The sequence below is a fragment of the Enterococcus sp. LX10 genome (assembly GCF_023539285.1).
In the GTDB taxonomy this organism is placed as follows: domain Bacteria; phylum Bacillota; class Bacilli; order Lactobacillales; family Enterococcaceae; genus Enterococcus; species Enterococcus faecalis.
The window spans coordinates 19,432-44,139 of sequence record NZ_CP092785.1; the positions used below are offsets into that span (position 1 = coordinate 19,432).

The following is a 24,708-nucleotide window of genomic DNA, read 5'->3' on the forward strand; positions in this document are numbered from 1 at the left end:
TTAACTGTGAATAAAAAGTATAAACAATGGAAAAAGATTCTTGCACACCCGGCTGTGATTACATTAGTAGGGGTACTTTCGTTTGTTTTCTTCCTTCTTTTCTTTATTTTGATTTCTAAAATGTTTTTTGTATTAGGTGAAACGCTGCTCAGCATCAAAAAACAAGGGGCTTCGTCTGCAAATTTAGACGTCATAAGCGAGGTCCCAGATAAAATAAAGAGCTATATACAAGATACGTCTCTTCTTAAACCTGCACCAATTTTTGGTGTCTACACCCAGTTTTATCCTAACTTAGTGATTATTATCTGGGCTTTACTGATTCCTAAAAAGTTGTATCAAATGCGTATTGCGTTTAGGGATATAAATAAAGGAACAAAAGGAGTTGCACGGTGGACAACCTTTAAAGAAATGATCCAACAATATCCTATTGTTGCTTTAGACCATAAAGAATACGAAGGTGAAAGTGGCGTTCCTGTGCTACATTTCAATTTAAATCCTTTTCGATACTTTTTTTGGAAAATAAAAGGGTTCAATCTTCCCTATTGCAAGAATGGCTATGTGTTCATTGATCGAAATAAAACAAATGCTTGGATAGACGCAGGAACACAGTCAGGTAAAACTGAAATGTGGAGTTATCCAACATTAGATTTGATTATGCGTGCAGGAATCAAAGACTCTGTAATAGTAACTGACTTAAAAGGAAATATGATAAAAAATACTAAAGAAGAATTCGAGAAATTTGGTTTTGATGTGTTCTGTTTGAATCTAGTTCAGCCTTCATATTCTATTGGATATAATCCATTAGAGTTAATAAAGAATGCTTATTGGGAAGGCGATTATGATTCTGCCCAGTTGTTATGTAATACATTTTCGTATTCTATTTTCCATAACGATAAATCAAATGCTGACCCAATGTGGGAAGAAGCATCAATCGCGTTAGTGAATGCTTTGATTCTAGCTGTTTGCTTTATCTGTAAGGAAAATGACACACCTGAAAAAGTCACTATGTATACAGTTGCTGTTATGTTAAGTGAGCTTGGCCAAGATCCTGACGAAAATGGATTGACTTCATTAGACGCATTCTTTAGCGATCTTGAGCCAACGAATCCTGCAAAATTACAGTTTGCGACAATTAAGTTCTCACAAGGGATTACTCGTTCAGGGATTTATACTGGAACAATGGCGAAGTTGAAAAGCTTTACCTTTGATAGCATTGGACGATTAACAGCAACAAGTGATTTTGATTTTGAAAATTTAGTTTTTGGTGATAAACCAGTTGCTTTGTTTATTGTTTATCCAGACTATGACGATTCTAACTATGCGCTGATTTCAACCTTTATTTCTCAAGCTGGCTATGTATTAGCTAAAAGTGCGACCATGTCAAAAGAATCTACCCTACCACGTAAAGTTAAACATTTATTTGAAGAAGCAGCGAATATTCCACCGATTCATGGGTTAGGTAGACATATGAACGTCGGTTTGGAGAGAGGAATGGTTTATTATCTGATCACACAATCGGTTGTGCAACTAGAGGATCGTTATGGAGATAAAGCTGCGCGTACGTTAATCAATGCTTGTGGGAATAAGTATTACATTATGGGAGACGGCGAAGACGATGCCAAGTACTTCTGTAATATGTTAGGAACAACAACCGTTATAGCAGCTAGTCGCCACGGGGATCCACTAAGTATGGATAAAAGTTATGGTGAATCAGAAGACGGCCGGGAGCTGCTAAAAGAAGAAGAGCTACGCATGTTAAAACCTGGGGAATGGGTTGTTTATCGTACCAAAATGCGTAGGGATTTAAAAGGAAACGGTGTTAATCCACGGCCAATTTTAGCAAGTGAAGCAGAAGGTACTAAAATGTTACACCGTTACGAGTATCTAATGCCTCGTTTTGATCACCCAATGACGTTTGAAGAGCTGCACCAAAACACGAGCGAACATGCTGAATTGCATATGAAAGATTTAATTATCAATTTTAAGATTGATACTGTTGACTTAGAGGATACTGGTGAATACACGAAGGACCCTCAAGAACTTCAAGAAACTAGGGAGGTGGACGATATGGATTTGTATCCAGAAGTATTAAGTGATGAAAAAATGAGCCTAGAAGAGGTATCAACACTGTTAGAAAGTATTGAAGAAGTACATGAAAATTTAACATTACTAACGGATTATTTCAGTGAAGATCAGTTGGCTCTTATGCGCTCGATTGTACAACGCTCTGTTGACGAAGATCAGTATGACTATTTCGCTTCATTACAGCATGTAGAATTAGTTGAAAATTGGTTGGAAAACTTCCAAATACCAGAAGTACAAGAGTTATTTTATGGTGTGCTGAAGGGATAGGAGGGCTATATTAAATGTCAAATGAGGAAATTATTGCTCGACTGCTTGAGTTTAATCCATTATTAAAAGTCGCAGACTTTTGGACCAATGCGTTGAGAGGGATAGGATACTCAATTTTGTTAGGCCTAAAGGGATTTGTAGACTCCTTAGGTGATGGCGTAAGTCAAATGTACAAAGTGATGAATTTTTGGGAAAGTCCTACAATCCAGAGTTTTATCGAACCTTATCGACCTATCGTTATATCTCTTATGACATTGGCAATGCTGTGGATCGCCTTTCGATTAATGGGTGATCCTAAAAAAGACAAACAAAAAATTGTAAATAACGTGTTATTTGCTATTTTATTATTTGTTGGGTTGCCTTTTTTCATGACACAAGCTGGACAACTTGTAACTGCAGGTAGAGAGAACTTACAGAGTCCGTCTGAAGCAACGACTCAAATATTTCAGAATAACATTACAGATCTTTATGCGATCGATAAACAAGAATGGAGATACCCGGATAATGATTTGGGCGTTAACGACATAAAAACAGTGAACAATTTACGTTTGTTAGACATAAAAGAAGCTGTTGATACTGGTGGATTATTTTTTGACGATTCGCCACTGTCTAAACAAGGAAAAGAAACGTTGAGTAAAAAGGTTATTGAAGTCAATGGCGAACCCCAACTAGCAAAAATGAAAGGTATGTTTAAATTTGACGAGGCGTATTACCGTTATACCTGGCACCCTTGGTATATTCTTTTAGAATTATTGGCCTATGGATTGGTACTAATCTTTACTATTTTCAAAACAGCGAAGATCAGTTATGAAATAGGCGCAATGAAAATTCTTAGTTACGGTTTAGTATTGACTGATTTAGATAGTGGCCAACGAAACAAGACACTGTTCCTAAAGATTCGGGATTCGTTTATTGTCTTGTATTTGCTGTCATTGCTGTTAAACCTATTTACTATCTATATGTCTGCAGTTAGAGAATTATCGTTGGATAAACCATGGGATATGATTGCTATTTTGGCTGGAGCTATGGCTGCAATTGACGGTCCAAATATAGTAGAGCAGTTGTTTGGAATCGATGCAGGATTAAGTTCTGTAGGAAGAAGCTTAATTGGTTTAAGTCAAAGTGGAATGGCATTGTCTAGCGCTGGAAGAGCTACTGCAGCAAGTGTCAACAAGTTGGGCCATATGGCGAAATCAGTTGGTGGAAAAGCTGTACGTGGTGCTACAAATACAGGTTCAGCAATTGGTGGTTTATTAAGTGGATTTAAGGGGAATGTTTCACCTAATACTGAAGGAGGATCTTTAAGTAACTATAAAAATGAAGGTTCTTCCGGTACTAACGAAGCGTCTACCAACTCAAATAATAATCCAGAAAAAGGACTCGGTAAAAATGGTTCTCAAGTGAATGAAGATAACGGGAATTCTAATAATACGGGAGAAGGACCTTCAGATAATGGGCGCCCAACTCCTCCAACAATTAATGATCCAAAAGAAGCAGCAAAAGTTTTAGATAAAATAAATGGGAATAACAAAGAAGAGTCGCCTTCACACCCTGGGTTAGGTAAAAACTCAGAAACTCAAAACAGGAAAGCGAAGGTACCAGCACCTTCTAATGTATTTTCTAAAAAAGGTGTTCAAAATCAAGCGTCTAAAGCACCAGGTGCGTTGGCTGCTTATCAAGCTGGTAAAGGCGAAAAAGAAAATAGTTTTACAGGGGTTAAAGCTAATCCAATGTCGTTACCAAGTGAAGTGAAAGAAGCACGTGCACAACTAGAAAAAGATTTATCTGTACCTATGTCAACTGACACACTTAACGATGCTTTGGTGGATAAATATATAGGTGCGCGTCAGGATCTATCGAAAACAAAATTAGTACGTGGCGGTGCTCGTAGCTTTGAACTAGGAAAAAATACAGGGAAAAAATGGAGAGATAAGCCATGAGACGACAAATAGCAGTGCCTAAACGATTAATTGAAAAAGAAAAATACAATCAAAAATTAAGCATGAAAGACGTGATTATCTGCGTCCTTTCAATTCCTTTAGGTTACTTAATTTCTACTTTTTTTGTAGGGATTTTTCAGGGGATATTTTTAGTGATATTTCCACTAACCGTTTATTTTTTAATTAGTCCGTCTGAAGTATATGAAAAAAAGAATTTTCAGGTGATATTCCGTGCGTTTTATAAAACGCGCGGAGTTTATCACCCAATTCATGCACCAAAGGAGGAGAATAGTGATGGGAATTGATGCGATTGCTGAACGAAAAAAGAAACAAAGTAGAGAATCCAAAAAGAATCAGAAAAAAATCCTAGAAATTACCAAAATCTACCCAGTTGCCGGGATAACACCTGAAGGATATATAAAGTTAAGAAATAGTTATCGCGAAATTTACGCAGAAATTACTGTCCCTAAGAAGTATGATTTAGACTATTTAACTTATGAAGAACTGGATGTAATTGAAGCAAACTCTTGGAAGTTCATGCGAGAGTACAAATCACTAGTGAAAGAAGTTTATATGAATTTTCCAGAAAAGAACAAATTACAGCAAACTTATTACAAAAAAATGATTGATCACACGACAAATCCCGTTCATTTACGATTACTCCAAAATGAGTTAGAAAAGTTGAAATGGCTTGAGAAAGAAGTTATGCGGTTTACTTCGTTTTCTTGGTTTTTTGGTAATACGGTGAAAGAACTGGAAAATAACTTGAAAAAAGCGGCTATTCACAAGGTATACTCATTTGAACCTATATCAGAACAAGATAAAGTATTGGTATTACAGCTAATGAATAATACAGGAGGGATTCGACTTGTGGAAGAAGAATAAACGTAAAAAACAAGTATCAGAACATACCAAACAAAGTAGAAGAGATTTACAATTTATCTATGATACACAACCTAAAGGAGGGGTATCAACAGCCCACGAATACTTTATACGGATGGGTGATAGTTATAATACCTGTGTTCACGTAATTGATCGTCCTACAATTTTTACGGATAATTGGGTGAAGCAATTAGTCTCACCGAATACAACTTTAATTGTAGATTACTACACACCAGAAGAAAGGAATTACAAGCAGGAAATTGCTGATTCGATTAGTGAAATATCTTCTCAAAAAAGACGAGCACAAACGACAGCTGAGTATGACGAGTTGGCAGCTGAAGAACAAATTTCTCGTGAATGGTCTTTGTCTTTGAGTCAAACAGGGGAACAAATGAAGCAAGTTCATTTGCGTATTTTTGTTTATGATGCAACGGAAGAAGGACTGGAAAAACGAGTCAACGATATACTACAAACCATTGGAAGTGAAGGATACACTGGAACTGTTTTTATGGATGAAAATGACGATGAATACCGGTCAATGTTTTTACCTATTAACGAACAAGAACGTTTATCCAATGCACGACAAAGTTTACCGTTACCTGGAGAGGTAATGGGACTAGGTTTTTCTCATAATCAAACAGCATTAAACGATCGACGTGGTCGCTATTATGGAACGACTTTTACAGGAGGAACAGTTTATATTGATTTTTTTGAAAAAACCGGTAAAAGAACGTATTATAATGCCTTTCTTTCAGGAGATATGGGTGCAGGTAAATCTACCACGTTAAAAGCAATGTTATTTGATCGTGCAATGCGTGGAGATTTAATTCGGATATTTGGAACCACTAAGGAAGCAAATTCTCTAGTACGTGCGTTTAACGGTACTGTAGTAAATCTGGATGGAACTGATGGAATGATAAATATGTACCAGGTGTTTCCAACAGCTATTCGAGAAGACGGCACAGTGGATGAACAAAGTTCCTTTCAGCAACATATCTCTAAAGCAGGAATTAAGTATCGAATGATTGATAAAGAGGCTGGATCAGATACGATAAAATTGTATACGAATACGCTGCACGATTTTTATGAATCACTTGGTTTCACAGGTGAAAATCAAAAGGGCCCAATTACAGGACTTCCGGTTGAAGAGTACCCTATTTTAAGTGATGTAATCACCTATTTTGAACAGAGAAAAGAACAAGAGCGCGAACCTGATTATAAAACGTTGTACTCAAGCATTTTGTTATCTTTAACCCAGTTAAGAAAACAGTATGGAAATATGTTTAATGGTCCAACAACCTTTAAAGATCTAGGGGACGTCCAAGTAGTTTGTTACAACACGAATACTTTGTTACAACTTTCAGAAGATATTCAAGATTTACAGATGTATAACGCTATTGATCAAACCAACGAGGCGTGTATGCGACAAGGAATGAAAGAATTTGATTTGTATAATGAACGAATCAAAACAATGGATTCAGAAGAAGCATTGGATTTGGCACGACATTTTGTAATTGCAGTAGACGAATGTCATAACTGGATAAATACAACGAAATCTTATGTAACGAAGTTCTTTATGACAATGATGTCTGAAGCTCGAAAACTGTTTGGTGGTATCTGGTTAGCAACACAACGGCTTGAGAGAATGTTTCCAAAAATGGATCAAATTTCAGATAAAGAAATGGCCAAAGCAGCTAATGATATTTCTCAATTATATGGTTTGTGTCAATACCGTTTTCTTTTAAAACACAGCAAAGTATCATTGGCCATTATCCGACAGTTGTTTGGAGATAGTATTACTGAGACGCAATATGATTTGATTCCTCAGTTTGAAAGAGGGCAAGGATTGTTGTGCATCGATGGGGCAGAAAACTTGTTAATGAGTATTGAAGTTACAAAAGAAGAATTGAATATTTTTGGAGGTGGTGCGTAATGAAAAAGCCTAAAGGATTTTGGCTGTTAACTGCGGGCCTTTTTGGTGCGTTTTTCATTTTTGGGCTTGCAATAAATCTATGGCCAACAGATAAGAAAGACGTCGAGAAGGAAGAGTATATTCTTTCTTCAACTACAGACGTTTCTTCGGAATCAGAAGAAACAACGTCTTCCTCAACTGTGATGTCTAAGACGAAAAACTCAGTCAATAAAGAACAACCTTCACGGAATTCTATTGATAAAGCAAATTGGAATGAGGCTAACCTTGATTCGATTACTAAATTAGAAGCGATAGGCACACAATTTATTGTTTCTTTAATGGATCCTGATGTGAAAAAAGATTCTTCAATTAAAACAATTGTGAATGATTCTGTTTACAAGAAATTAGTTGGGGGACAGTACCCTTCGTTTCAATTAGTGCAAAACATTGAGAAAGAAGAGGTAATTCATTATGGCTCCAAGGAGCAGTTAATTTATTCATTTATGGGTGTAGATAAGCATAACCGCGGACTGTCAATGACCTGTAAAATTCTTTTTGAGCAAACTGAAAAAGAATGGAAAATAGAGGAGGTCTCTTTTCAAGAAAAGGAGTAGCGTAAATGGTTAAGAAGCTATTGAAACATAAGGTATTATGTTGGCTCATACCAGGAGGATTCTTCACCATACTATCAACTCTTTTTATAACGATACTCGTAACCATAGGCGCTTTTCTTATTGTACAAGCTGATGGTTCAAACGGCTCGAATGGATCAGTTGAAGGTGTGGTTGGAAATCAAAATTTGAGTCAAGAAGTACTGTCGAAAAAGTCAATTGTAGAAAAATATGCGCGTGAAGAAAAGATCCCAGAAGAGGTGCCGGTCCTATTAGCCATTATGATGGTTGAGTCAGGCGGAAAAGAGCCGGACCCGATGCAAAGTAGTGAATCAGCTGGGTTGCCACAGTTTACTTTATCCGATTCTGAATCGTCAATTCGTCAAGGGGTTAAGCACTACAAAAAATGTTTGGAAGAGGCACGAGCCTTAGGAAATGATCGTTGGACAGCTGTCCAATCGTATAATTTTGGACGTAACTATAACGTATATGTTGCGCAAAATGGGAAAGTACATTCAACGAAATTAGCGGATCAATATTCATTAAAAGTGGTCGCACCGTCGTTAGGAAATACCACTGGTCAACGGTATAAATATAACGATCCTATTGCTGTTTTATACAATGGCGGTTGGCTCTATTTAAACGGTGGTAACTTCTTTTATTGTGACAAAGTAAAACAGTATATTACTACAAAGCAGGAAGAAGGAACAGGAGGATCAATTAGCTCTCTTGATGGCTTGCTGGGACAAACAATCAATGGAGGTCAGTGTTATGGACTCACAGCTTATTACGTAACTCAGTTAGGAGGGCCGCAGCTAATGGGATCAGGTAAAATGTACGCGTCGCAAATAGGGACTGACTATGAGTGGACCTCCTACGGTTGGGAAGTAATTGTAAATCCTTCATATGAAGATATACGTCCAGGAGACGTAATTAATTATGGTCAAGGTGGCGTAGCAATAAGTGAATTTGGTCATACTGGGATAGTAGCTAGCGTAGACGGTGATGGGAAGTATTCAAGTTATGAACAAAACGCAGAGAAGGGACAAATTGTTGCTAAATATTTACGTCAATGGAGTAAAGATTTTCCAATTACGACTAGTCTCGTGAGAAAAAAATAAGTTGCGGAAGGAGGGAGAAAATGATTCCTGAATTGTCATTAAAAGACGGTCGAGTAAAAAAGTATAAACGGATAGGATACGTTCTTTTAACAGTCGTTCTCTTCATGTTAGGCAGTCTATTTTTTTACAAAGGAAGCGAAAAAGACAAAGGGGTAAAAGTAGGAGAAGCTGTTGAGCAAGGACAAAATACTGTTCAAATCGTTAACATGAATTACTATGAAGATCGAGAACTTTTACAGTTAGGTGTTTACTTTCAAACAAATAAAATTGATCCTTTAGATCCTATTCAACCTGTAGCACGAAAAACAAAAAATACATTTAATTCCTTGGACCTAGAAGTCGAAAAAATCACGGATGATTACTATCAAATTTTTGTGAAGTCTGTTAAAAAAAATTGGGATCATATCTATATTGCACTCTACACAAAGAGTGAGGTGAAGAGCCTTATCAGTTCCACAGAACTCTTTCCTGTAGCAGAAAAATATACGAATTCAGAGACGAAGTTTGAACCGAAATCCAAGCAAGAATATTTAAAAATTCTCTATAAATTTTTAGAAGAAGAAGCCAGAAAAAAAGTGAAACAATCAGAAAAAACTATTCAAAATACAAAAGAAGATATCAAAGTTTTGGAAGAGTCAATCAATGAAATAAAAGAGAGCCTTTCATTAAAAACAAGCGAGCAACGCACTTCGGATGAAACGAAAATATCACAGAATCAGACCAAGATAAATACCTTGACTCAGTCAATAGAAGAAGAACAAAAACGAGTCAAAGAACAGAAGGAAATGATTAAACAATACCAAAAATTGACTGAAAAAACGGGGGAAAAGTAACGGGAAAACAAACGGCTACAGGTTATTCCTAGTCGGCTAGCCGTTAATAAGTGTTGTTTAGTCGGCTGTTCAAGGTCGGCTAAAGATGTATTTTAGCCGATTTTTGACAAAAATCTGTTATCACCTCAAACCCAAACCGCACTGCGGTTTATATCATATTTGATATCAGGGTTGCCTTATGCTCTTACAAGATAGTTGAGGGCTTGGCACAAGCCCTCAACTATCTTGTAACGCGATGGAGATAAGCTCCACTTATTCCATCGTACGATACTTCAAATTTTTATAGAAAGGACTGTCGTTATGCCAGATATTTTATTACGTAAACTCTCCCAAAAAACAGTGGCGGGTCTCGATGATTTAGCCAAACAAAAATCGAAAAGCCGCGAAGCTTACGCAAAGTCTGTTTTAGCTTCTCACGTGGCCAGTGTCGAGTTCACTGGTGAACGTCTGGAGTGGGAGGTGCTTATCAAAAACCACGAGCTAGTTTTGTCCGAAGCATTAAAGGTGATTAAGGAACAACAAAAAATTATTGAACGATTTTTACAAGACTATGGGGAGGTGTCCTAATGGAAGAACGTGTCCGGTTTGAAGCAAAGTTTGTCCCAGGAAAGCATGATGTTGCAATGAAGTATTTTGCAAAGCAGCTTGAAGAAAAAAAGGGGAAGACAAAGGCAGATATCTTGCAAGACTTATGTGTGGAACTAAACGAGCTGCGCAATGAGTTAGACTCGATGCAGTTTCTGCGTGAATCTATTATTGCAGATATAAAAAAAGAGCTAGACCCTATCCGTATCCGTACGGGATACGTTGACAAAAATGTTAGGGTACTGATGGATATTGAGAATGGTCGGTTGATCAAGGAAGGAATCTCGTCTCTAGGTGGAATGAATGACTTAGTAGCCAAGCCAATGAAACAATCGATTCAACGGGTAACGGACGAGATAGCAGCCTATCGCATGAAAAAAGTGGAGCGTGAACAAAAGAATACCAATATAAATCCAGGTGGTCATGAATGAGTGAAGCGAAGAAACGTCCCGGTGTTGTCTTTGCTTTTAAATATGTCACAGGTAACGCAAAAGTGTTTAAAGAATATGTTGATTATTTAGACCGGGAAGAAGCAATCCGTACAGCACATTATGACCAGTTTAATGCAGCGACCCAAGACAAAGATGGTTACCTAGAATACATGGAAAACCCAGAGAAGAGTGAAGGGATTTTTACAGCACACAAGGATGAATTATCACGGCCGGAACGACGTGCCATGAAGGAAGTTTTTCAGCGGGCCCAGGAACAAGATTCGGTCATGTGGCAAGGCGTGATTTCATTTGATAACGCGTGGCTTGCTCGTTACGGATTTTGGGAACCAAAAACAAAACACCTCGATGCGGAAGCGTTAAGAAAAGCCGTTCGATATACGTTAGAAGAAACGCTAGTAGAAGAGCAGTTAGCAGAGTCGGCAAAGTGGGCTGCTTCTATTCATTACAATACGGATAATATCCACGTTCACTTTGCGATTGTCGAACCAGAACCGACTCGGCCCTATGGGACATTCCTTAATAGGAAAACAGGAGAGTCCTATCAAGCGCGTAAGGGGAGTTGGAAGAAGAAGTCACTCGATCATGTTCGTAGCCGAATGGTGAGTTCTATGTTAAATAGGGATCAGTCATTAGAAAAAATATCAACGCTTATTCGTAAGGAAATTACTGGCCCTGGTTATTCATGGAATGTAGCGTTGCGGGAGGATCCCTACAGAAATTTGTATACAAAAATTTATGATCGTTTGCCAAATGATAAACGGTTGTGGAAGTACAACAACAATGCGTTAAAAGAGGTTCGTCCATTTATTGATCAATACATTGAAACCTATTTATCTGAGTTTCAACCCTACTTGATTACTCAGTTGGATCAACAGTTAAAGGAAGAAATGGATATACGAGAACGGGCATACGGGACAGGTGATATTGAGTACAAACGTATACTTGATTATCGGCGAAATAAGTATCATGAGTTATATACACGACTAGGTAATTCTTTGTTACGTGATATGAAGGAACAGGATAAAGAACGCAGACAAAAGTCTCCTCTTTCTTTTGTAAGAAACCAGGAGGAGTGGAGGAAAACAACGGCTCAAAAACCGCTAGTAAGTCAAAAACAACTGAATAAAATAAAGCGTGGTTTAGATAAGCAATTAGAACATGCCAAAAACCAACGTGTTTACCAGCAAGTGATCCGTGAACAAGAACAAGAAAATAGTAGATAAAGAAAAAGACAGAACGAATAGATCTGTCTTTTTTTGTCGTTAGATGGGAAGGAAAAAAATAAATGTTATCAAGAAAAAACTGAAGGAGGCGTTTATAAATGCCGGAAAAAAAAGGAAAGTCTAATTCGCAGTCCCAGGAAAAAGTGTCTGAAGATCGTTCTCATTCCAACGAGAATGAGAACAGGGCTAAGCTGTCGTTTAATGAATTAAAGGCTAAAGCAAAGCAGGTGTCTATTGTGGACTTTGCTCGTGCGCAAGGTTTAGATATTATCGACTTAGGAAACAAGTGGGCAACGGATGCAGAACATGATAGTCTACGAATTAATAAATTTACCAATCGCTGGTGGCAAAACTCAGTAATTAATGCGGATGGAAAGACAAGTGGCGGTGATACAATTGCATTCGCACAAGAGTATTTGCAACTAGGCACATTCAAAGAATGTGTTGCAATACTTACGAATACAGAATTTCCAAAAGCAGAAATAAAAATAGAAAAAAAGGAACCTTTTCGCTACTATTTCAAGCATGCAGCTTCTACAGAAAAAATCGAAAATTATTTAATCAATAAACGCGGGTTGGACGAAGAAATAGTGAAGAGTCTTATTCACAAAGGGATGATTCAACAAGACATTTACGGCCAAGTTATTTTTGTTTGGAATCAAGGTGGTAAACGGGTCGGAGCTACTGTTAAAGGAATAGAAGTAGACTATGAAAAGAATGGACCTAGAGGCACTGTTAACAAGATTGCAAAAAACTCTCAAAAGCATTTTGGATTTAACATTACACTAGGGAAAAATCCAAATAAAATCTTTTTCTTTGAAGCACCTATTGATGCTTTGTCCTATTGGTCCTTAAACAAGGAGAAGCTGAAAGATTGTATGTTGTTTTGTTTAGATGGAAGGCATGGTATGAATATAGAGACAGTGATTTCAGCTGTTAATTATATGAAAGAGACGAAAGGTACTAAACCTGAACAAGGATTGTTTTTTGGTTTGGATAATGATCCTACAGGACATCAGTTTTGGGATCAAATGAATAAGTACGAAAAATTTCATTCATTAATTCCGTTGGACCACTGGGTATTAAAAGATAATATCCGACATTATCAGGCAGCTTCAGCAGCCGTAAATGGTTCGGTAGAGTGGGAATTAATTGCAGGGGTCCACAAAGCATTAACGGATATGTCCAATAAAACAACAGTGGGAAATGGCTGGAATTATCGTGGTTATTATTCTGCAATTTCACCTGGAGAACGGAATGATCATGTGATAGATGTTGCCCAGGTTTCTGTTCAAGTTGCAAAAGCATTAAATGAGTCTAGAAATGCAAATACAGGGTATATTGATGTGCAAGAGTTTTTGTGGAAACCGCAACCTGATATTGGCGTAGACGTCTTGCGTAGTTTAGATTACAAAGTAAAGCGATACTACGGACTATACAAAGAAGAACGCTACAAACCAGTAGATGTGATATATAAGGATTGGAATGACATTTTAAAAGTACGAACGGCACAAGGTTTGGAAAGAAAAATGATCTCAGAAGCATATGAACGGCAAGACGGAGAACAATTAGAACTATCGGTGAAGAAACAAGAAGGAAAGAAAAAAATGATTGCTACTAGAAAACGTTTTGATCAGACCGTTGGATTTTATGAAGCAGATTCTGCGCAAGAAATGGCCTTTTTACTGAAGAACTATGGCTATCAAGCAGTAGATAGAGCAGACCAAAAGAAATACGCAAAAAAAGCACAATTAGCAAGAGCATAAAAAAGAGGACGTAAATATCAGTCCTCTTTTTTGTGTATTCTTCGTCTGTTTTTACCGTATTCAATCATTTCAGATTTCAAATATAGCTTAAAAGTGGTGCGGCCGTTCTTTTGTTTAGAGAAGAATGGCTGTATCACTGAGTTTAGCTTTGCCGTCGAATCAAAACTTGCTTGCGTTTGTTGCGTAAACTTTGGTGCTTCGTCTTTTGTAAGTAAATTTTCTTGCAGATATTCTTTAAGAAATAATGGATGATTGTCTAGTATCTTGTTGAACTCTTCTTTATTCAAAATGATACCTCCTTGATAACTCTTATCCAAAGTATACTTTATAAAGGTAAAAAAATCAATGTATTATCTTTACAAAGTTAACTTTATAAGGTATAATAAAGTGAATAAGAATTTCAGGAGGATGAATGGTAATTTAGTGCAAGAGGAGGGAGTAACATGGAAAATATTTTACTTTTTTTAAAAGGTGTCTATTCTTTTGTAAGTGCAGGAATAGATTATCTATTATCATTGCTTATCCAGGCGTTAGGTTTTCCGTTGTTATATGTTTTAGAAGGTATTTCTAGGACGCAAGGTTTTGAAAGGATATGTTTCTTGAGTGCTTTGTTTATGCTAGTTGCTATCTATTTAACTATACTTTATTACATTTGGACTTATATTGTGCCGCTTCTTGTCTTTTTTGTGCCACTTATATCATTTGTCGCTAAAATTCTTTTTATAGTAGCTGCTGCAGCAGTCATTTATTTAACTTTAAAAAAACAATGCTTACGAATTCAGAAAAAATAAAAAAAGTAATAGGAGTGTGATCAGTATGTTGAATTCAAGTACTTTAGTTGGGAGATTAACGAAAGATCCAGATTTACGCTATACTGCAAATGGGACAGCAGTTGCGACCTTTACCTTAGCAGTCAACCGGAATTTTACAAATCAAAATGGTGAACGAGAAGCTGACTTTATTAATTGTGTCATATGGCGCAAATCTGCAGAAAGCTTTTCTACTTATACAAAGAAAGGAACACTAGTGGGGATAGTAGGAAGGATTCAAACGCGTAACTATGAGAATCAACATGGTCAACGAGTGTATGTTACTGAAGTATTTGTGACAAGTTTTTCATTATTAGAATCAAGATCGAAAAATGAGTCGAAACAACAAGAACAACCGCAGCAAGAATCAAACAATCAAATTCCTAGTAGTTCATTTAATGAGAGTGCAAATGGATCATTTAGTCCTCAAGCAGATCCTTTTAGTGACGGACGTCCTATTGATATTTCGGATGATGATTTACCATTTTAATTTGAAAACATTTTAAAAAAAGGAGCTTTATCTACATGGAAAAAGAGGACTTAAAGAAAAACTATCAAGATAGTATTAAAATGCGCAAAATGAAGACAGACAAGTGGGAACGGGCTTTGGAAGGTGTTGCTTTCAAGAAAAGCAATGAGAGTGACAAACAAATTGATTATTCTATAAAACAGAATAAATAAATATTGGGGAAGAAAAAGGTGTTTATATGAAAAAACTAAACAGAATAAAGTGGCTACTGCTTACAGCAGCAGCCACTTTATTCTTATCAGGCTGCGCAAATCTTGAACAAAAAACACAAGATTTTATTCAAGACCTATCACAAGATGTTAATGCAGGCTTTTTTCAAGCTATTTCAAACGATCAACGTATTCCAGCTGAATTTGTTCGACACGTAGATGGTGACACAACGGTTTTGAGGATTGACGGAAAAGAACAAAAGGTTCGATTTTTATTAATTGACACACCGGAGACGGTAAAACCAAATACAAAAGTTCAGCCCTATGGCTTAGAAGCTAGCAACCGTACAAAAGAGCTTTTGTCTACTGCTTCAGAAATTACTTTTGAATATGATCAAGGCGATAAAAAAGACCGCTACGGCCGAGCGTTGGGTTACATATTCATAGATGGAACATTACTACAAAAAACGCTTGTGAGTGAAGGTTTAGCACGTGTTGCTTATATCAAAGAGCCTAGCACTAAGTATTTACTAGAATTAGAGGAAGCACAAGAAAAGGCTAAAAATGAATCACTCGGAATCTGGAGCATACCAGGTTATGTGACAGACAAAGGGTTTTAAATAAATGAAAATGGATATAGAAAGGGAGGCAGGAACATGGTATGTAAAAAGAATTTTGTTATTAAAGTTTCTCAAAATTTTGGTGGTGGTATTGAACAATGGTATTACTTTTCAGGCACAACATATACTGTTCAAGGAGAAGTATTTGGCAATTTTGTGGACGATATAAGAAATGCGAAAGATTACACGTCAAAAAAGAGAGCTGAAAATGCAATGGAAAAGTTGAAAATAAAAGTATGGAACTGGAGTAACATGATGGTTATACAAAAATAATTTGAAATAACGGCTTTTAAGAGAGGTGAGGACATGACAGATACACACCTGAATAAACCAGGTACACAGCAAAAGAAAAGGATTTATTTTGAAGTATCTAAAGAAGCTGCCAAAATGTGGGAAGAAATTGTCTCACATGAAAAGAAAAAAGCTGCAAAAAACAAGAGATACTATCCAGCGCATACAATGGAAAAATTAATTAGAGATAGACACGAGTTGTTGAAAGCATTTGGTGATTAGCAGCATAGCAAGAACAAGCAACCGATCAAAGAATACTTGATAGTTCTTTGATCGGTTGCTTTTTTATTTCATAATATACTTATTTTTATCTCGTAAATACGTTTCAAATTCAATAATTTCTTTTCTTTTTCTTTTTAATACCGAGTCGTTCATTGCCTTAGGGAAGACACCTTCTCTTTCAAAAATTATATTTTCAATGATGTATATTTTTTTGATTAAAACAGCGACCTTTTCTTCTTCGTGAGCACGAAAAGCAATATCTTTTGATTTACGAGCAATCTTCAGCAAGTAATACAGCGTAAGTGTTTTTTCCGATAATAAGTCAATCGTTGAGCGATTAAGAACTTCATTTTCTTCGCCTAAGATAGGGATTTCATAAGGAATTTGTGATGATCGTTCTTTATCTTTGCATACAGAGTCTAGTGAAAAACCAATTTCACAAAAATTACATGTTAATCGTTCTGATAGAGTAGTACCGCAGTATTTACAGGTATAATGTGTATTCATAATAAAATACTCCTTTTCTTTTCTAATATCTATTGTATGTATTTGTTGTAAATAAGTAAATGATCTGTTAAAAAAACAATGATGCCGATTGACCTTCTTTTTAAGGGAGGGCTTTTCCTTTGTAAATAATAATGGATCACTCCTGGAATGAGTAACAAGGGCTTACAGCTGTACCAGCTTTAGCTGGATACAGGCGTTAGTGTATTTACCCTTGTTACTTGAATGGAAGGTGTGATACCAGGCAATGAAATTGCCGTGCCCGAAGGAAAAGCCCTTTAAAAAGGAGGACGTAGTCCGATAGCCCGTTGTAAACGGGCGGGAAGTGTGCGTAGCACACGCAGGGGGACCCAGCAATCGTAGATTGATGGGGGAAAAGGGGCTGCAAGCCCCGTTCCCTTTCAATAAAGGGCAGCTGTGTAACAGCTGGCTGAATTTGTCAATATAGCGAAGCGTCAAAGGAAGAGAGCGACGTCGAAGACGGTACGAGCGAACGACTGTATATTGACAAATTCATAGGCATTCGTGTAGCGAATGCCAACCAAGATCTGTAGACAAATTCTACCTATCTCATTGATAGGTAGAATACGTAGTCTATGCAGTCCTTACTAGACTGCCGTATTTATTAACAAAGCAAATAGTTCCAAACTCAGATAATTCAGGATAGTCTAAATTATAAACAAAGACAAATTGTTGCCTACTCGTAATATCTTCTCTATCCAGATTCCAATTTTCTTGATTGGGACTTACGTATAATAATGATAAAAGCCGACCGAACTCTGTGTCTGTCATTATAGCATGATAAACTAAGCAATTATGTTCACTTTCAAAGTCTTGTACAATGGCTTTCATTTGATTATCTAATTTATAACCAAAGCCGTTCACTGAACAAAAAACCTGTTTTTTTAATTTAAATGCTACAATTCGTTCTGGGGTGATTTGTAATCTGGATAATCTCCGAAGTGCCTCTTCTTGTAATGTATGCTTTTCCATTTATCAATCTCTCCTTTGTTATAAGAGAAACCTTATAAAGGCTTCTCTTGTTTATAGTTCAAAAAATATTCGAGTTGTAGTAATCGTTCTTTTGCGTTTTCAAGACAGCCATAATTTAATAATAGATAAGGAGTATCATTTGTAATCATTGCATTACTTATTTTATTATGTTCTGTTCGTGCATTATTTAACTTTGCTTTTAAAACCGAGTTATCAGTTGTTTTGATATTACTTGATTGTATCGAGCTCTTTTCTAATGAAGATTCAACTTGATAGACATAGTAAGAAAAATGTTCCATGATAGAATAGTTATTTTTAACAATATCTAATACTTCAGCATAGTTTTGTTTATTTTCAAGACAAGCGTATAAGTCGTGAGTAGTAATTCTTGTAATCGTATCTGCTGTATACTCTTTATTTCTAAAAGTCATTGTATTGTTCCTCCTTGATAAATGAGTAAGTAGCACCATTTTCTTTAATGTTTGCAAAGTAGTCCAACCATACTTTATCAACGGTTTTTGCTTTTTTATCTTCGATAAATTTAGACCATGTTAGTTCTAATGCTTGATATTCTGCAGGTTTGATAGTGCTAGGTTTTATACCCGTATCTACACAAAGAAGTGCTTGGAAAAGCCACTTAGGATTCGTTTTTAGCAACTGCTCTAATGTCCGATAATAAGTATCTATAAGATTAATTTCGACACTATGCTCTATGATTTCCTCTTGAGATGTCTCTAACATTTTCTTGTAATGCGATTTTGGCACTTTGGTTTCTTTGTATTGATAGGTCATGTTTTCCATTTGTTGAGCCATTTTATCCTTTGTTAGTTTGATAAAATCGTCAAAATAGATTTTTGGCATGGGGGTTCCTCCTTTTTTGAAGGGATGTCCTTCTTGTTGTTTTTTTATTTTTTTGTTAAGAAAAATAGATCCTATCTGAAGTGTTTAACAAGGGCTTACAGCTGTACCAGCTTTAGCTGGATGCAGGTGTTAGTGCATTTACCCTTGTTAATCCAACGGAAGATGGGATATAAGGCAATGAAATTGCCGTTTTTTCAAAAAAATAAAATGACAAGAAGGTGGAGGCCGAAAAGGCCGGTGCGCGACGGCGGAGCGCTAAAGGGAGGACGTAGTCCGATAGCCCGTTGTAAACGGGCGGGAAGTGTGCGAAGCACGCGCAGGGGGACCCAGCAATCGTAGATTGATGGGGGAAAAGGGGCTGTAAGCCCCGTTCCCTTTCAATAAAGGGCAGCTGTATAACAGCTGGCTGAATTTGTCAATATAGCGAAGCGTCAAAGGAAGAAAGCGACATCGAAGAAGGTACGAGCGAACGACTGTATATTGACAAATTCATAGGAAAGTCTGTAAGACTTTCTTTCAATAGTTTTTTATCTTAAAAATACGATTAATCAGTTGTTTAGAATAGTTGCAGTAAATTTTGTGATATAATTGTAAATGACTACACATTCTAAACTTTATACAAAATTGATACTTTGGAAAGTAGTGGAACATGGATTTTTAATAATATTTTTTGACATTTAGAAAATATAAAAGGATATGATTTATTATAAAATGAAAGATAATATAATTGATACAAAGCAAATAAAAATAAGTGATTTATTTAACAATAAATTTTACAATGTGTCAGATTTTCAGAGACCCTACGCTTGGGGAAAAGAGCAACAAGATGAACTTGTAAAAGATTTAGTGGACAATTTAAGTGTAAACAAAGAAGGTGGACAGTACACTTATCAATTCCAAGAATACTTTCTTGGAAATATTATTCTTAAAAGAAATCAAGATAATGATTTTGATATTGTCGATGGGCAACAAAGGCTGATTACTTTAGTTGTATTGTTAATAAGTATAAGAAATAGACTTGATAAAATAGTTTCCAATAAACGTAATAAGGAGCAAGCGCGTAAGTCATCAGAAAGTCTGATTAAATCAATTGAAACTATTGTTTATATTAATAGAGGTAAAAAAAAAGAGCCGCTAATAACACCTTTGGGAGTAGAAAAAGATTATTTCTGGAGATACATTTTGCCAAGGGAATATTGTATTGAGAAGCCAAATCAATCAGATGAAATTTTAAATAAGTATGATAAGTGCTTGCTTGTTATAAATGATAGAATCGATTTCTTTTTGGAAGAAAAGTATGGGGGAAGTTCTTTAAAAGAGTACAAATTTTTAGAAGGAATTTACAATCAGATTATTAACACAACAGTGATTAGTATTACTATTAATGACGAAGCAGCAGCCTACAAAATTTTTTCTAATATAAATTCAAAAGGTATGCATTTGGCCCCAACTGACTTAATAAAAAATGATTTCCTTTACAAGACTAGGAAAAATGAAAAGATTCCTGGTGTAAATAGTTCTTTAGACTTGTGGAATGAAATTTATAAAAATATCAGAGAAAATACTGCTGTTAGTTTTAATGATTTTTACAAATACGCTTGGTTTACAATACATTCGAAAGATATTTCAGAGTATTTTGATGAAGGCACTAATTTGTTCGAACTCTTTCAAGAAAAATATTCTAGTGAAAGCCAATCCGATGACATTTTAGAATTCTTTTGTAATTTAAATAAATTGAGTCAATTTGTAAAAGATTTTAAGTATCCACAACAAGTGAAAGAATGGAAGGGAAATGATTGGCCTATTTATGTTGAAAAACTTTCATTTCTATCTCTAATCACTAAAGATGGTGAATCTAATAAATATATATTGTGGCTTTTACCCATGTATTATAAATATAAACTAAGCAATGATGAGAAAGAGAAAAAGAAATACCTTAGTGAATTAAAGAAAAGAATAACATTTATTTCAGATGTCCTATTAATTTATACATTGATGAAAGAGAAATTGCCTGATGAAGTTAAAAGCATAGAAAACATACAAGATTTTTTTGATAGAATATTTAAAGAAATAGCTACATTTAACCTCAATAACAGTGATATATCTGAAAGAGAAAATCTAGAAAATTTAGAAAATGATTTTATGGGTAATATTGAGAATGAAACAAATTTAATTAATATGTTGTCATTGCTATCTTACTCTAAACATAATCATCATTTAGTTACAGATAGATTCTATATTGAGCGTATATTGAAACGCTTAAATGAAGATAAAAAAAATGCTTTGCTTGATTACAAAGTAAGTATTGAACATATAATTGAAGATGCTGAGGGAACTAAATGTAGTTCTAACATTGGGAATTTAGTTTCATTGGAAAAACACTTGAACGATGAAGCAGGACGCATAAAAAAAGATAAAGGAAAGCAAGCATTATTAAAGGAAAAATTTGAAACTATATATCCAAAAAGTAGTTTTCCAGAGGTGGAAAAATTGCTTGAGAATTTTTTATACTACGATTTTGATTGCAAAGCTATTGATGATCGCTCAAAGATAATAATAAAAGATTATATTCAAAAAGCCTTTGGTGAATTTTCAATCAAAAGCGCAGAAAATAGGGGTTTTAGTTGAATATACTATCAATAGAGATTTATACAGATCTAGCTTTAATACTACTATATTTAAGAAAACTGTGTATTTAAAAGAATAGAATTATTCTTGTATTACAATTGCCGATTTATAATAGTAAACTATCGTCAAAAAGCAGAAATCCTTTAAAATAGGATTTCTGCTTTTTTATTAATCGTTTTTATTAGTAAACTAGGAAAGGATAACTGTTAAATAGGGATTTTGACACTATGTATTCTTTAATATTGTTATTATTATAATAAATAAAAAAAGAAAGTAGGGAGTTAAACATGGAAATTACTTTTTCTAAAAAATCAAAGTTCTTCTGTCTGGCAATGTCGTTATTGATGGTATTGAGTCTATTTGCCAATGCTGGTACAAGTGTATATGCTAGTGAATTAGATAATGAGATTAGCAAAGAAGATAAGGCTATATTAGACAACATAGACGTCAATTCATTTTATTCAGATGCAAACAAAGGATTGGATGAATTCTTTTCAAAAGCTGTTTCTGTAAATCCTACAAACGGTAAGTTTATTGTGAATGAAAATGGTATTAAAGATATGTTTGGCAGTGGAGTTGAATATGAAGCTATTTTAGACTTCATAGAATTTTTTAATGATGATAACAACTTCAATGAACTTGGTAGATTTGAATTTAGAAATAATATTAGTACATTAGCACAAGGTGCTATACCGATACAACCTCGTGCTGGTGGAGCATTAGCTAAATGTGCTGTAGATTGGGCTAAAAATACATTTGGAGTGGGTATTAGTGTAGCAGCATTTAAATCCGTGTTGAATACTTATGGTTTTGCTAGGGCAGCAGCATGGTTAGCAGGGAAGGTAGCTTCTGCTGCCGGGAGAAATGTAGCTGCTGTTTTGACATTAGTGTACACAGCGATGACTTGTGCTCCTATAGAAGCTGAATAAAAAAAGAAGGGCTAAACTTTAGCCCTTCTTTTTTCTTGCCAAATCAGTAGTAATGCAGAAATTACACTAATTATACCTGTGACGTAAAAGATATTTTTTGAGATTATTGCTGTATTAGACATGAAAAATATTTTTATTAAAATAATTAAAAACAAAAATAGTGACCATAAGCGAACAACCTTATCAAAGAAAACTATTAAGGTATTAGAAATATTATCGTTGTTTTTCATAAATTGCTGGTCCTTTCTAAATTAGATTATATCTAGCCTGTTTATTTTAGTATATATTAATAGTGTTACTTCTGCAAAAATTCAATAATATATAAAGACATTAAAAAAGTATTCTACTATCAAGTAAGTGCCAACAGGGTATGCCTTGTTGGCTCTTTTTTATATTCCAGTTTTTACCAGGTATATAGTAGGACTCCCAAGTTGGGCACACTTGATTTGTGTAAACTTTGAGTATACGGGGTATCAGTATTGTGGTTTTTTAGGATGGAATAAACGTTAAATAGGGATTTTGATAATAAGCTACCTTAAGTATTGCTATAATTGCAACAAATAAAAAAGAAAGTAGGAAGTTATACATGAAAAATACTTTTGATTAAATTTCTTCTAGACAAAAAGGCTACAAACAAGGGGACATAACTATACAATTTAGAAATTAAACTTATGAATGGAGTGTAATTATGAAAAACAGCTTAAGAATTTCTTCGATAACACTATTGTCAGTATTAGTTTTAGGTATGATAGTTCCAGGAACAACTGCTTTTGCATCAGAATATAATAGTGGGAATCAAACTTCACTATGGGATATTGAAAATGAAACAAATCCTAGTTATGACAAGAACAATAAACAGTCTTCCAATCCTTTAAATAATGATGAGATAAACTTTTTAAAAAGCTTAGGATTGACAGATTCTGATATTAATGAAGTTAATAGCCAAGTTCCTTCTAATGTTGATTTGATAAATGGGTATGTTGTGAATGGAAATTCAGATAGACAAGTTCGGGGAAAATGGTCTGCGGCAGCTAAAATTCTGTTAAAGAATTATAACAAGTTACCAGGGTGGATAAAAGCTGTTGTTGGTTACGGGGCAGCTAATAGTTTGGCCAAGACATTAGAAACATTTTCTGGAACATTGGAAGATGGACTAACTGTAGGACTAGAAGCATTAGGCTTCAGTGGTGGAGTAGCAAGAAAATTTGCACAGGGAATAGCTTGGGCATTATTCTAAAAAAGAAAGCACTCCTCTTTAAGAGGAGTGCTTTCTTTTTGCAATAATATAAAGTATTAACAATCCTAATAAGAATCCCACAACAAGTTTTACAAGAGTATACAATATGCCATTTTGTTTAGTAAATAAATCAATCACCTTGGCGCTAATAACAATACTAATAAGCCAAACTATAATTTGTTTCCAAAAAGGGATATGAGAAAATATATCATTAAAAGTAATCTTCATAAATTACGCTCCTTGTATTAACTTATTTTATATTACCGCAAATCATAGAAATAGTAAAACAAGAACTTTAAAGATATATTAAATTTTTTAAATTTCCTATTTTTACATTCCAAAGATTCCAGTTATTTAAAAGCTGAAAATTTTATGAGATGAAAAGTTTAGAATAGTATGTGTAATTTAAATTTTAACAAATCTAGTTTATAGATGGTTCAGACATATTAACAACAATTAATTTTCTGAATTTTGAGTATACATATTATTTTAAAATTTTTGTTTAATAGCACTTTTAGTAGTAAATTAATATGTGAGTAATTACTTATGTTTGTTATATTAATAAACATTCATCAAGCTTTTGTAAAAGAATTTATTATTTTTAGTTCATTAATAGTTTAACTTTTTTTTGAAGTTTAATGGGTGGATTTTTACTGTCTAAAGGAACAGCTAAAAGATTATCAAAAGACAAAGAAGCATACTAATGGAAAAATAAACATATAAGGAGAGAAAAAATCATGAAAAGTGTAGTATGGATTTATACAATAAATACTAATGGAACTGTTATTAGAAGTAGTGGTTATGCTATGGTGTGGATAAGTTCTAAGAGATTTCAAGACAAGTTAAAAAAAGAATTACAACCTGAATGGGATTTAACTATAATTAGTTATGATATAGCACAAGATGATATTCCTAATGCAGATATTATTATGTATAATGAGGTGGATGCATCGTATCTTGATGAAAAAATTAAGAATATTGGATTACCTTTATCATATATAGATTTACAGACAAGAAAAGCTGATAGTATAAAGAAAAATTTAGAAAGCTTCGCCAATAATAAAATACAAAATAACTATTATAAGTTACTGATGCAAAAGTACCAATAAGTATATATTGTTGTAAATTATTATTTCTTTAAAATAATTGTCTATTCAATAATGAAATGGCATAAAAAATTGTAGGAAGCACAAATCACTTCTTTAAAGTGCTATCTCTTTGAGCAGTTGCTTTTACTACTCGTTTTTCTCACTCTGTAA

At 34.8% G+C, this 24,708-nt stretch carries 28 protein-coding genes; 22 read left to right on the top strand and 6 right to left on the bottom strand.

Features of this window, described 5'->3' with window-relative positions; all coding sequences use genetic code 11:
- The first annotated feature begins 6 nt into the window (after positions 1–6).
- The 12 genes from MKZ30_RS12925 (at position 7) to MKZ30_RS12980 (ending at position 13,677) form a co-directional block, all read left to right on the top strand.
- Positions 7–2,352, top strand: a complete 2,346-nt coding sequence (locus MKZ30_RS12925) for a VirD4-like conjugal transfer protein, CD1115 family (RefSeq protein ID WP_249958834.1) — start codon at positions 7–9, stop codon at positions 2,350–2,352.
- Positions 2,353–2,366: 14 nt separating this feature from the next.
- A complete protein-coding gene (locus MKZ30_RS12930) occupies positions 2,367–4,292 on the top strand; it encodes a pLS20_p028 family conjugation system transmembrane protein (RefSeq protein ID WP_249958835.1) in 1,926 nt (641 codons plus the stop codon).
- Entirely contained in the window at positions 4,289–4,597 is a 309-nt protein-coding gene (locus tag MKZ30_RS12935) for a DUF5592 family protein (protein ID WP_010815354.1), read from the top strand. The genes MKZ30_RS12930 and MKZ30_RS12935 overlap by 4 nt, the downstream gene beginning before the upstream one ends.
- Positions 4,587–5,177: a hypothetical protein gene (locus MKZ30_RS12940; protein ID WP_249958836.1), complete on the top strand. Its 591-nt coding sequence runs from the start codon at positions 4,587–4,589 to the stop codon at positions 5,175–5,177. The genes MKZ30_RS12935 and MKZ30_RS12940 overlap by 11 nt, the downstream gene beginning before the upstream one ends.
- Positions 5,161–7,107, top strand: coding sequence for a putative type IV secretion/conjugal transfer ATPase (locus MKZ30_RS12945; RefSeq protein WP_202575240.1), 1,947 nt, complete (start codon positions 5,161–5,163; stop codon positions 7,105–7,107). Before MKZ30_RS12940 ends, MKZ30_RS12945 begins: the two co-directional genes overlap by 17 nt.
- Complete coding sequence (locus MKZ30_RS12950) at positions 7,107–7,700, top strand: hypothetical protein (protein WP_249958837.1); 594 nt, start codon at positions 7,107–7,109, stop codon at positions 7,698–7,700. The genes MKZ30_RS12945 and MKZ30_RS12950 overlap by 1 nt, the downstream gene beginning before the upstream one ends.
- Before the next feature lie 5 nt (positions 7,701–7,705).
- Positions 7,706–8,818 (top strand): lysozyme family protein, encoded by a 1,113-nt coding sequence (locus MKZ30_RS12955; RefSeq protein ID WP_016616487.1) that lies wholly within the window; start codon positions 7,706–7,708, stop codon positions 8,816–8,818.
- A 20-nt stretch (positions 8,819–8,838) separates the two neighbouring features.
- The gene (locus MKZ30_RS12960) at positions 8,839–9,651 is read left to right on the top strand and encodes a hypothetical protein (RefSeq protein ID WP_249958838.1); all 813 of its coding nucleotides are present in this window, start codon (positions 8,839–8,841) and stop codon (positions 9,649–9,651) included.
- Between the two features lie 300 nt (positions 9,652–9,951).
- Positions 9,952–10,218 (top strand): 50S ribosomal protein L7/L12, encoded by a 267-nt coding sequence (locus tag MKZ30_RS12965; protein WP_249958839.1) that lies wholly within the window; start codon positions 9,952–9,954, stop codon positions 10,216–10,218.
- Positions 10,218–10,667 carry a hypothetical protein gene (locus MKZ30_RS12970; RefSeq protein WP_010831088.1) on the top strand — a complete coding sequence of 150 codons (450 nt, stop codon included), beginning with the start codon at positions 10,218–10,220 and terminating at the stop codon, positions 10,665–10,667. Before MKZ30_RS12965 ends, MKZ30_RS12970 begins: the two co-directional genes overlap by 1 nt.
- Positions 10,664–11,911, top strand: coding sequence for a MobP2 family relaxase (mobP2, locus tag MKZ30_RS12975; protein ID WP_249958840.1), 1,248 nt, complete (start codon positions 10,664–10,666; stop codon positions 11,909–11,911). The genes MKZ30_RS12970 and mobP2 overlap by 4 nt, the downstream gene beginning before the upstream one ends.
- Positions 11,912–12,009: 98 nt before the next feature.
- A complete protein-coding gene (locus MKZ30_RS12980; protein ID WP_249958841.1) occupies positions 12,010–13,677 on the top strand; it encodes a DUF3991 domain-containing protein in 1,668 nt (555 codons plus the stop codon).
- A 17-nt stretch (positions 13,678–13,694) separates the two neighbouring features.
- Here MKZ30_RS12980 and MKZ30_RS12985 read toward each other — a convergent pair whose 3' ends face one another.
- Entirely contained in the window at positions 13,695–13,964 is a 270-nt protein-coding gene (locus MKZ30_RS12985) for a hypothetical protein (RefSeq protein WP_025189703.1), read from the bottom strand.
- A gap of 156 nt (positions 13,965–14,120) precedes the next feature.
- Between MKZ30_RS12985 and MKZ30_RS12990 the strand changes: the two genes are divergently transcribed.
- Genes MKZ30_RS12990 through MKZ30_RS13015 form a run of 6 tightly spaced genes read left to right on the top strand, consistent with a single transcriptional unit; the run spans position 14,121 to position 16,297 of the window.
- The gene (locus tag MKZ30_RS12990) at positions 14,121–14,468 is read left to right on the top strand and encodes a hypothetical protein (protein WP_249958842.1); all 348 of its coding nucleotides are present in this window, start codon (positions 14,121–14,123) and stop codon (positions 14,466–14,468) included.
- A gap of 25 nt (positions 14,469–14,493) precedes the next feature.
- Entirely contained in the window at positions 14,494–14,976 is a 483-nt protein-coding gene (ssb, locus tag MKZ30_RS12995; RefSeq protein WP_249958843.1) for a single-stranded DNA-binding protein, read from the top strand.
- A 35-nt stretch (positions 14,977–15,011) separates the two neighbouring features.
- Positions 15,012–15,167 (top strand): hypothetical protein, encoded by a 156-nt coding sequence (locus MKZ30_RS13000; RefSeq protein WP_010818210.1) that lies wholly within the window; start codon positions 15,012–15,014, stop codon positions 15,165–15,167.
- A 26-nt stretch (positions 15,168–15,193) separates the two neighbouring features.
- A complete protein-coding gene (locus MKZ30_RS13005) occupies positions 15,194–15,784 on the top strand; it encodes a thermonuclease family protein (protein WP_010818209.1) in 591 nt (196 codons plus the stop codon).
- 36 nt (positions 15,785–15,820) lie between these two features.
- Entirely contained in the window at positions 15,821–16,057 is a 237-nt protein-coding gene (locus MKZ30_RS13010) for a hypothetical protein (protein ID WP_010818208.1), read from the top strand.
- Between the two features lie 33 nt (positions 16,058–16,090).
- Positions 16,091–16,297 carry a hypothetical protein gene (locus MKZ30_RS13015; RefSeq protein WP_010818207.1) on the top strand — a complete coding sequence of 69 codons (207 nt, stop codon included), beginning with the start codon at positions 16,091–16,093 and terminating at the stop codon, positions 16,295–16,297.
- A gap of 63 nt (positions 16,298–16,360) precedes the next feature.
- Here the strand turns inward: MKZ30_RS13015 and MKZ30_RS13020 are convergent, their stop codons facing one another.
- The 4 genes from MKZ30_RS13020 to MKZ30_RS13035 all read right to left on the bottom strand — a co-directional run bounded on the left by MKZ30_RS13020 (position 16,361) and on the right by MKZ30_RS13035 (position 18,655).
- Positions 16,361–16,804, bottom strand: coding sequence for a hypothetical protein (locus MKZ30_RS13020; protein ID WP_249958844.1), 444 nt, complete (start codon positions 16,802–16,804; stop codon positions 16,361–16,363).
- A 591-nt stretch (positions 16,805–17,395) separates the two neighbouring features.
- A complete protein-coding gene (locus tag MKZ30_RS13025; RefSeq protein WP_249958845.1) occupies positions 17,396–17,794 on the bottom strand; it encodes a hypothetical protein in 399 nt (132 codons plus the stop codon).
- 32 nt (positions 17,795–17,826) lie between these two features.
- Positions 17,827–18,225, bottom strand: coding sequence for a hypothetical protein (locus tag MKZ30_RS13380; RefSeq protein WP_338350772.1), 399 nt, complete (start codon positions 18,223–18,225; stop codon positions 17,827–17,829).
- Positions 18,215–18,655: a hypothetical protein gene (locus MKZ30_RS13035; RefSeq protein WP_249958846.1), complete on the bottom strand. Its 441-nt coding sequence runs from the start codon at positions 18,653–18,655 to the stop codon at positions 18,215–18,217. The genes MKZ30_RS13380 and MKZ30_RS13035 overlap by 11 nt, the downstream gene beginning before the upstream one ends.
- A 696-nt stretch (positions 18,656–19,351) precedes the next feature.
- On the opposite strand from MKZ30_RS13035, the gene MKZ30_RS13040 reads away from it, so the two are divergent.
- The 3 genes from MKZ30_RS13040 to MKZ30_RS13050 all read left to right on the top strand — a co-directional run bounded on the left by MKZ30_RS13040 (position 19,352) and on the right by MKZ30_RS13050 (position 23,449).
- Complete coding sequence (locus tag MKZ30_RS13040; protein ID WP_249958847.1) at positions 19,352–21,283, top strand: DUF262 domain-containing protein; 1,932 nt, start codon at positions 19,352–19,354, stop codon at positions 21,281–21,283.
- 287 nt (positions 21,284–21,570) lie between these two features.
- Entirely contained in the window at positions 21,571–22,212 is a 642-nt protein-coding gene (locus MKZ30_RS13045) for a hypothetical protein (RefSeq protein ID WP_249958848.1), read from the top strand.
- A 688-nt stretch (positions 22,213–22,900) separates the two neighbouring features.
- The gene (locus MKZ30_RS13050) at positions 22,901–23,449 is read left to right on the top strand and encodes a hypothetical protein (protein ID WP_249958808.1); all 549 of its coding nucleotides are present in this window, start codon (positions 22,901–22,903) and stop codon (positions 23,447–23,449) included.
- Positions 23,450–23,467: 18 nt separating this feature from the next.
- Here MKZ30_RS13050 and MKZ30_RS13055 read toward each other — a convergent pair whose 3' ends face one another.
- Positions 23,468–23,677 (bottom strand): hypothetical protein, encoded by a 210-nt coding sequence (locus MKZ30_RS13055; protein ID WP_173958771.1) that lies wholly within the window; start codon positions 23,675–23,677, stop codon positions 23,468–23,470.
- A gap of 509 nt (positions 23,678–24,186) precedes the next feature.
- On the opposite strand from MKZ30_RS13055, the gene MKZ30_RS13060 reads away from it, so the two are divergent.
- Positions 24,187–24,558 carry a hypothetical protein gene (locus MKZ30_RS13060; RefSeq protein ID WP_010821204.1) on the top strand — a complete coding sequence of 124 codons (372 nt, stop codon included), beginning with the start codon at positions 24,187–24,189 and terminating at the stop codon, positions 24,556–24,558.
- Positions 24,559–24,708 lie beyond the last annotated feature (150 nt).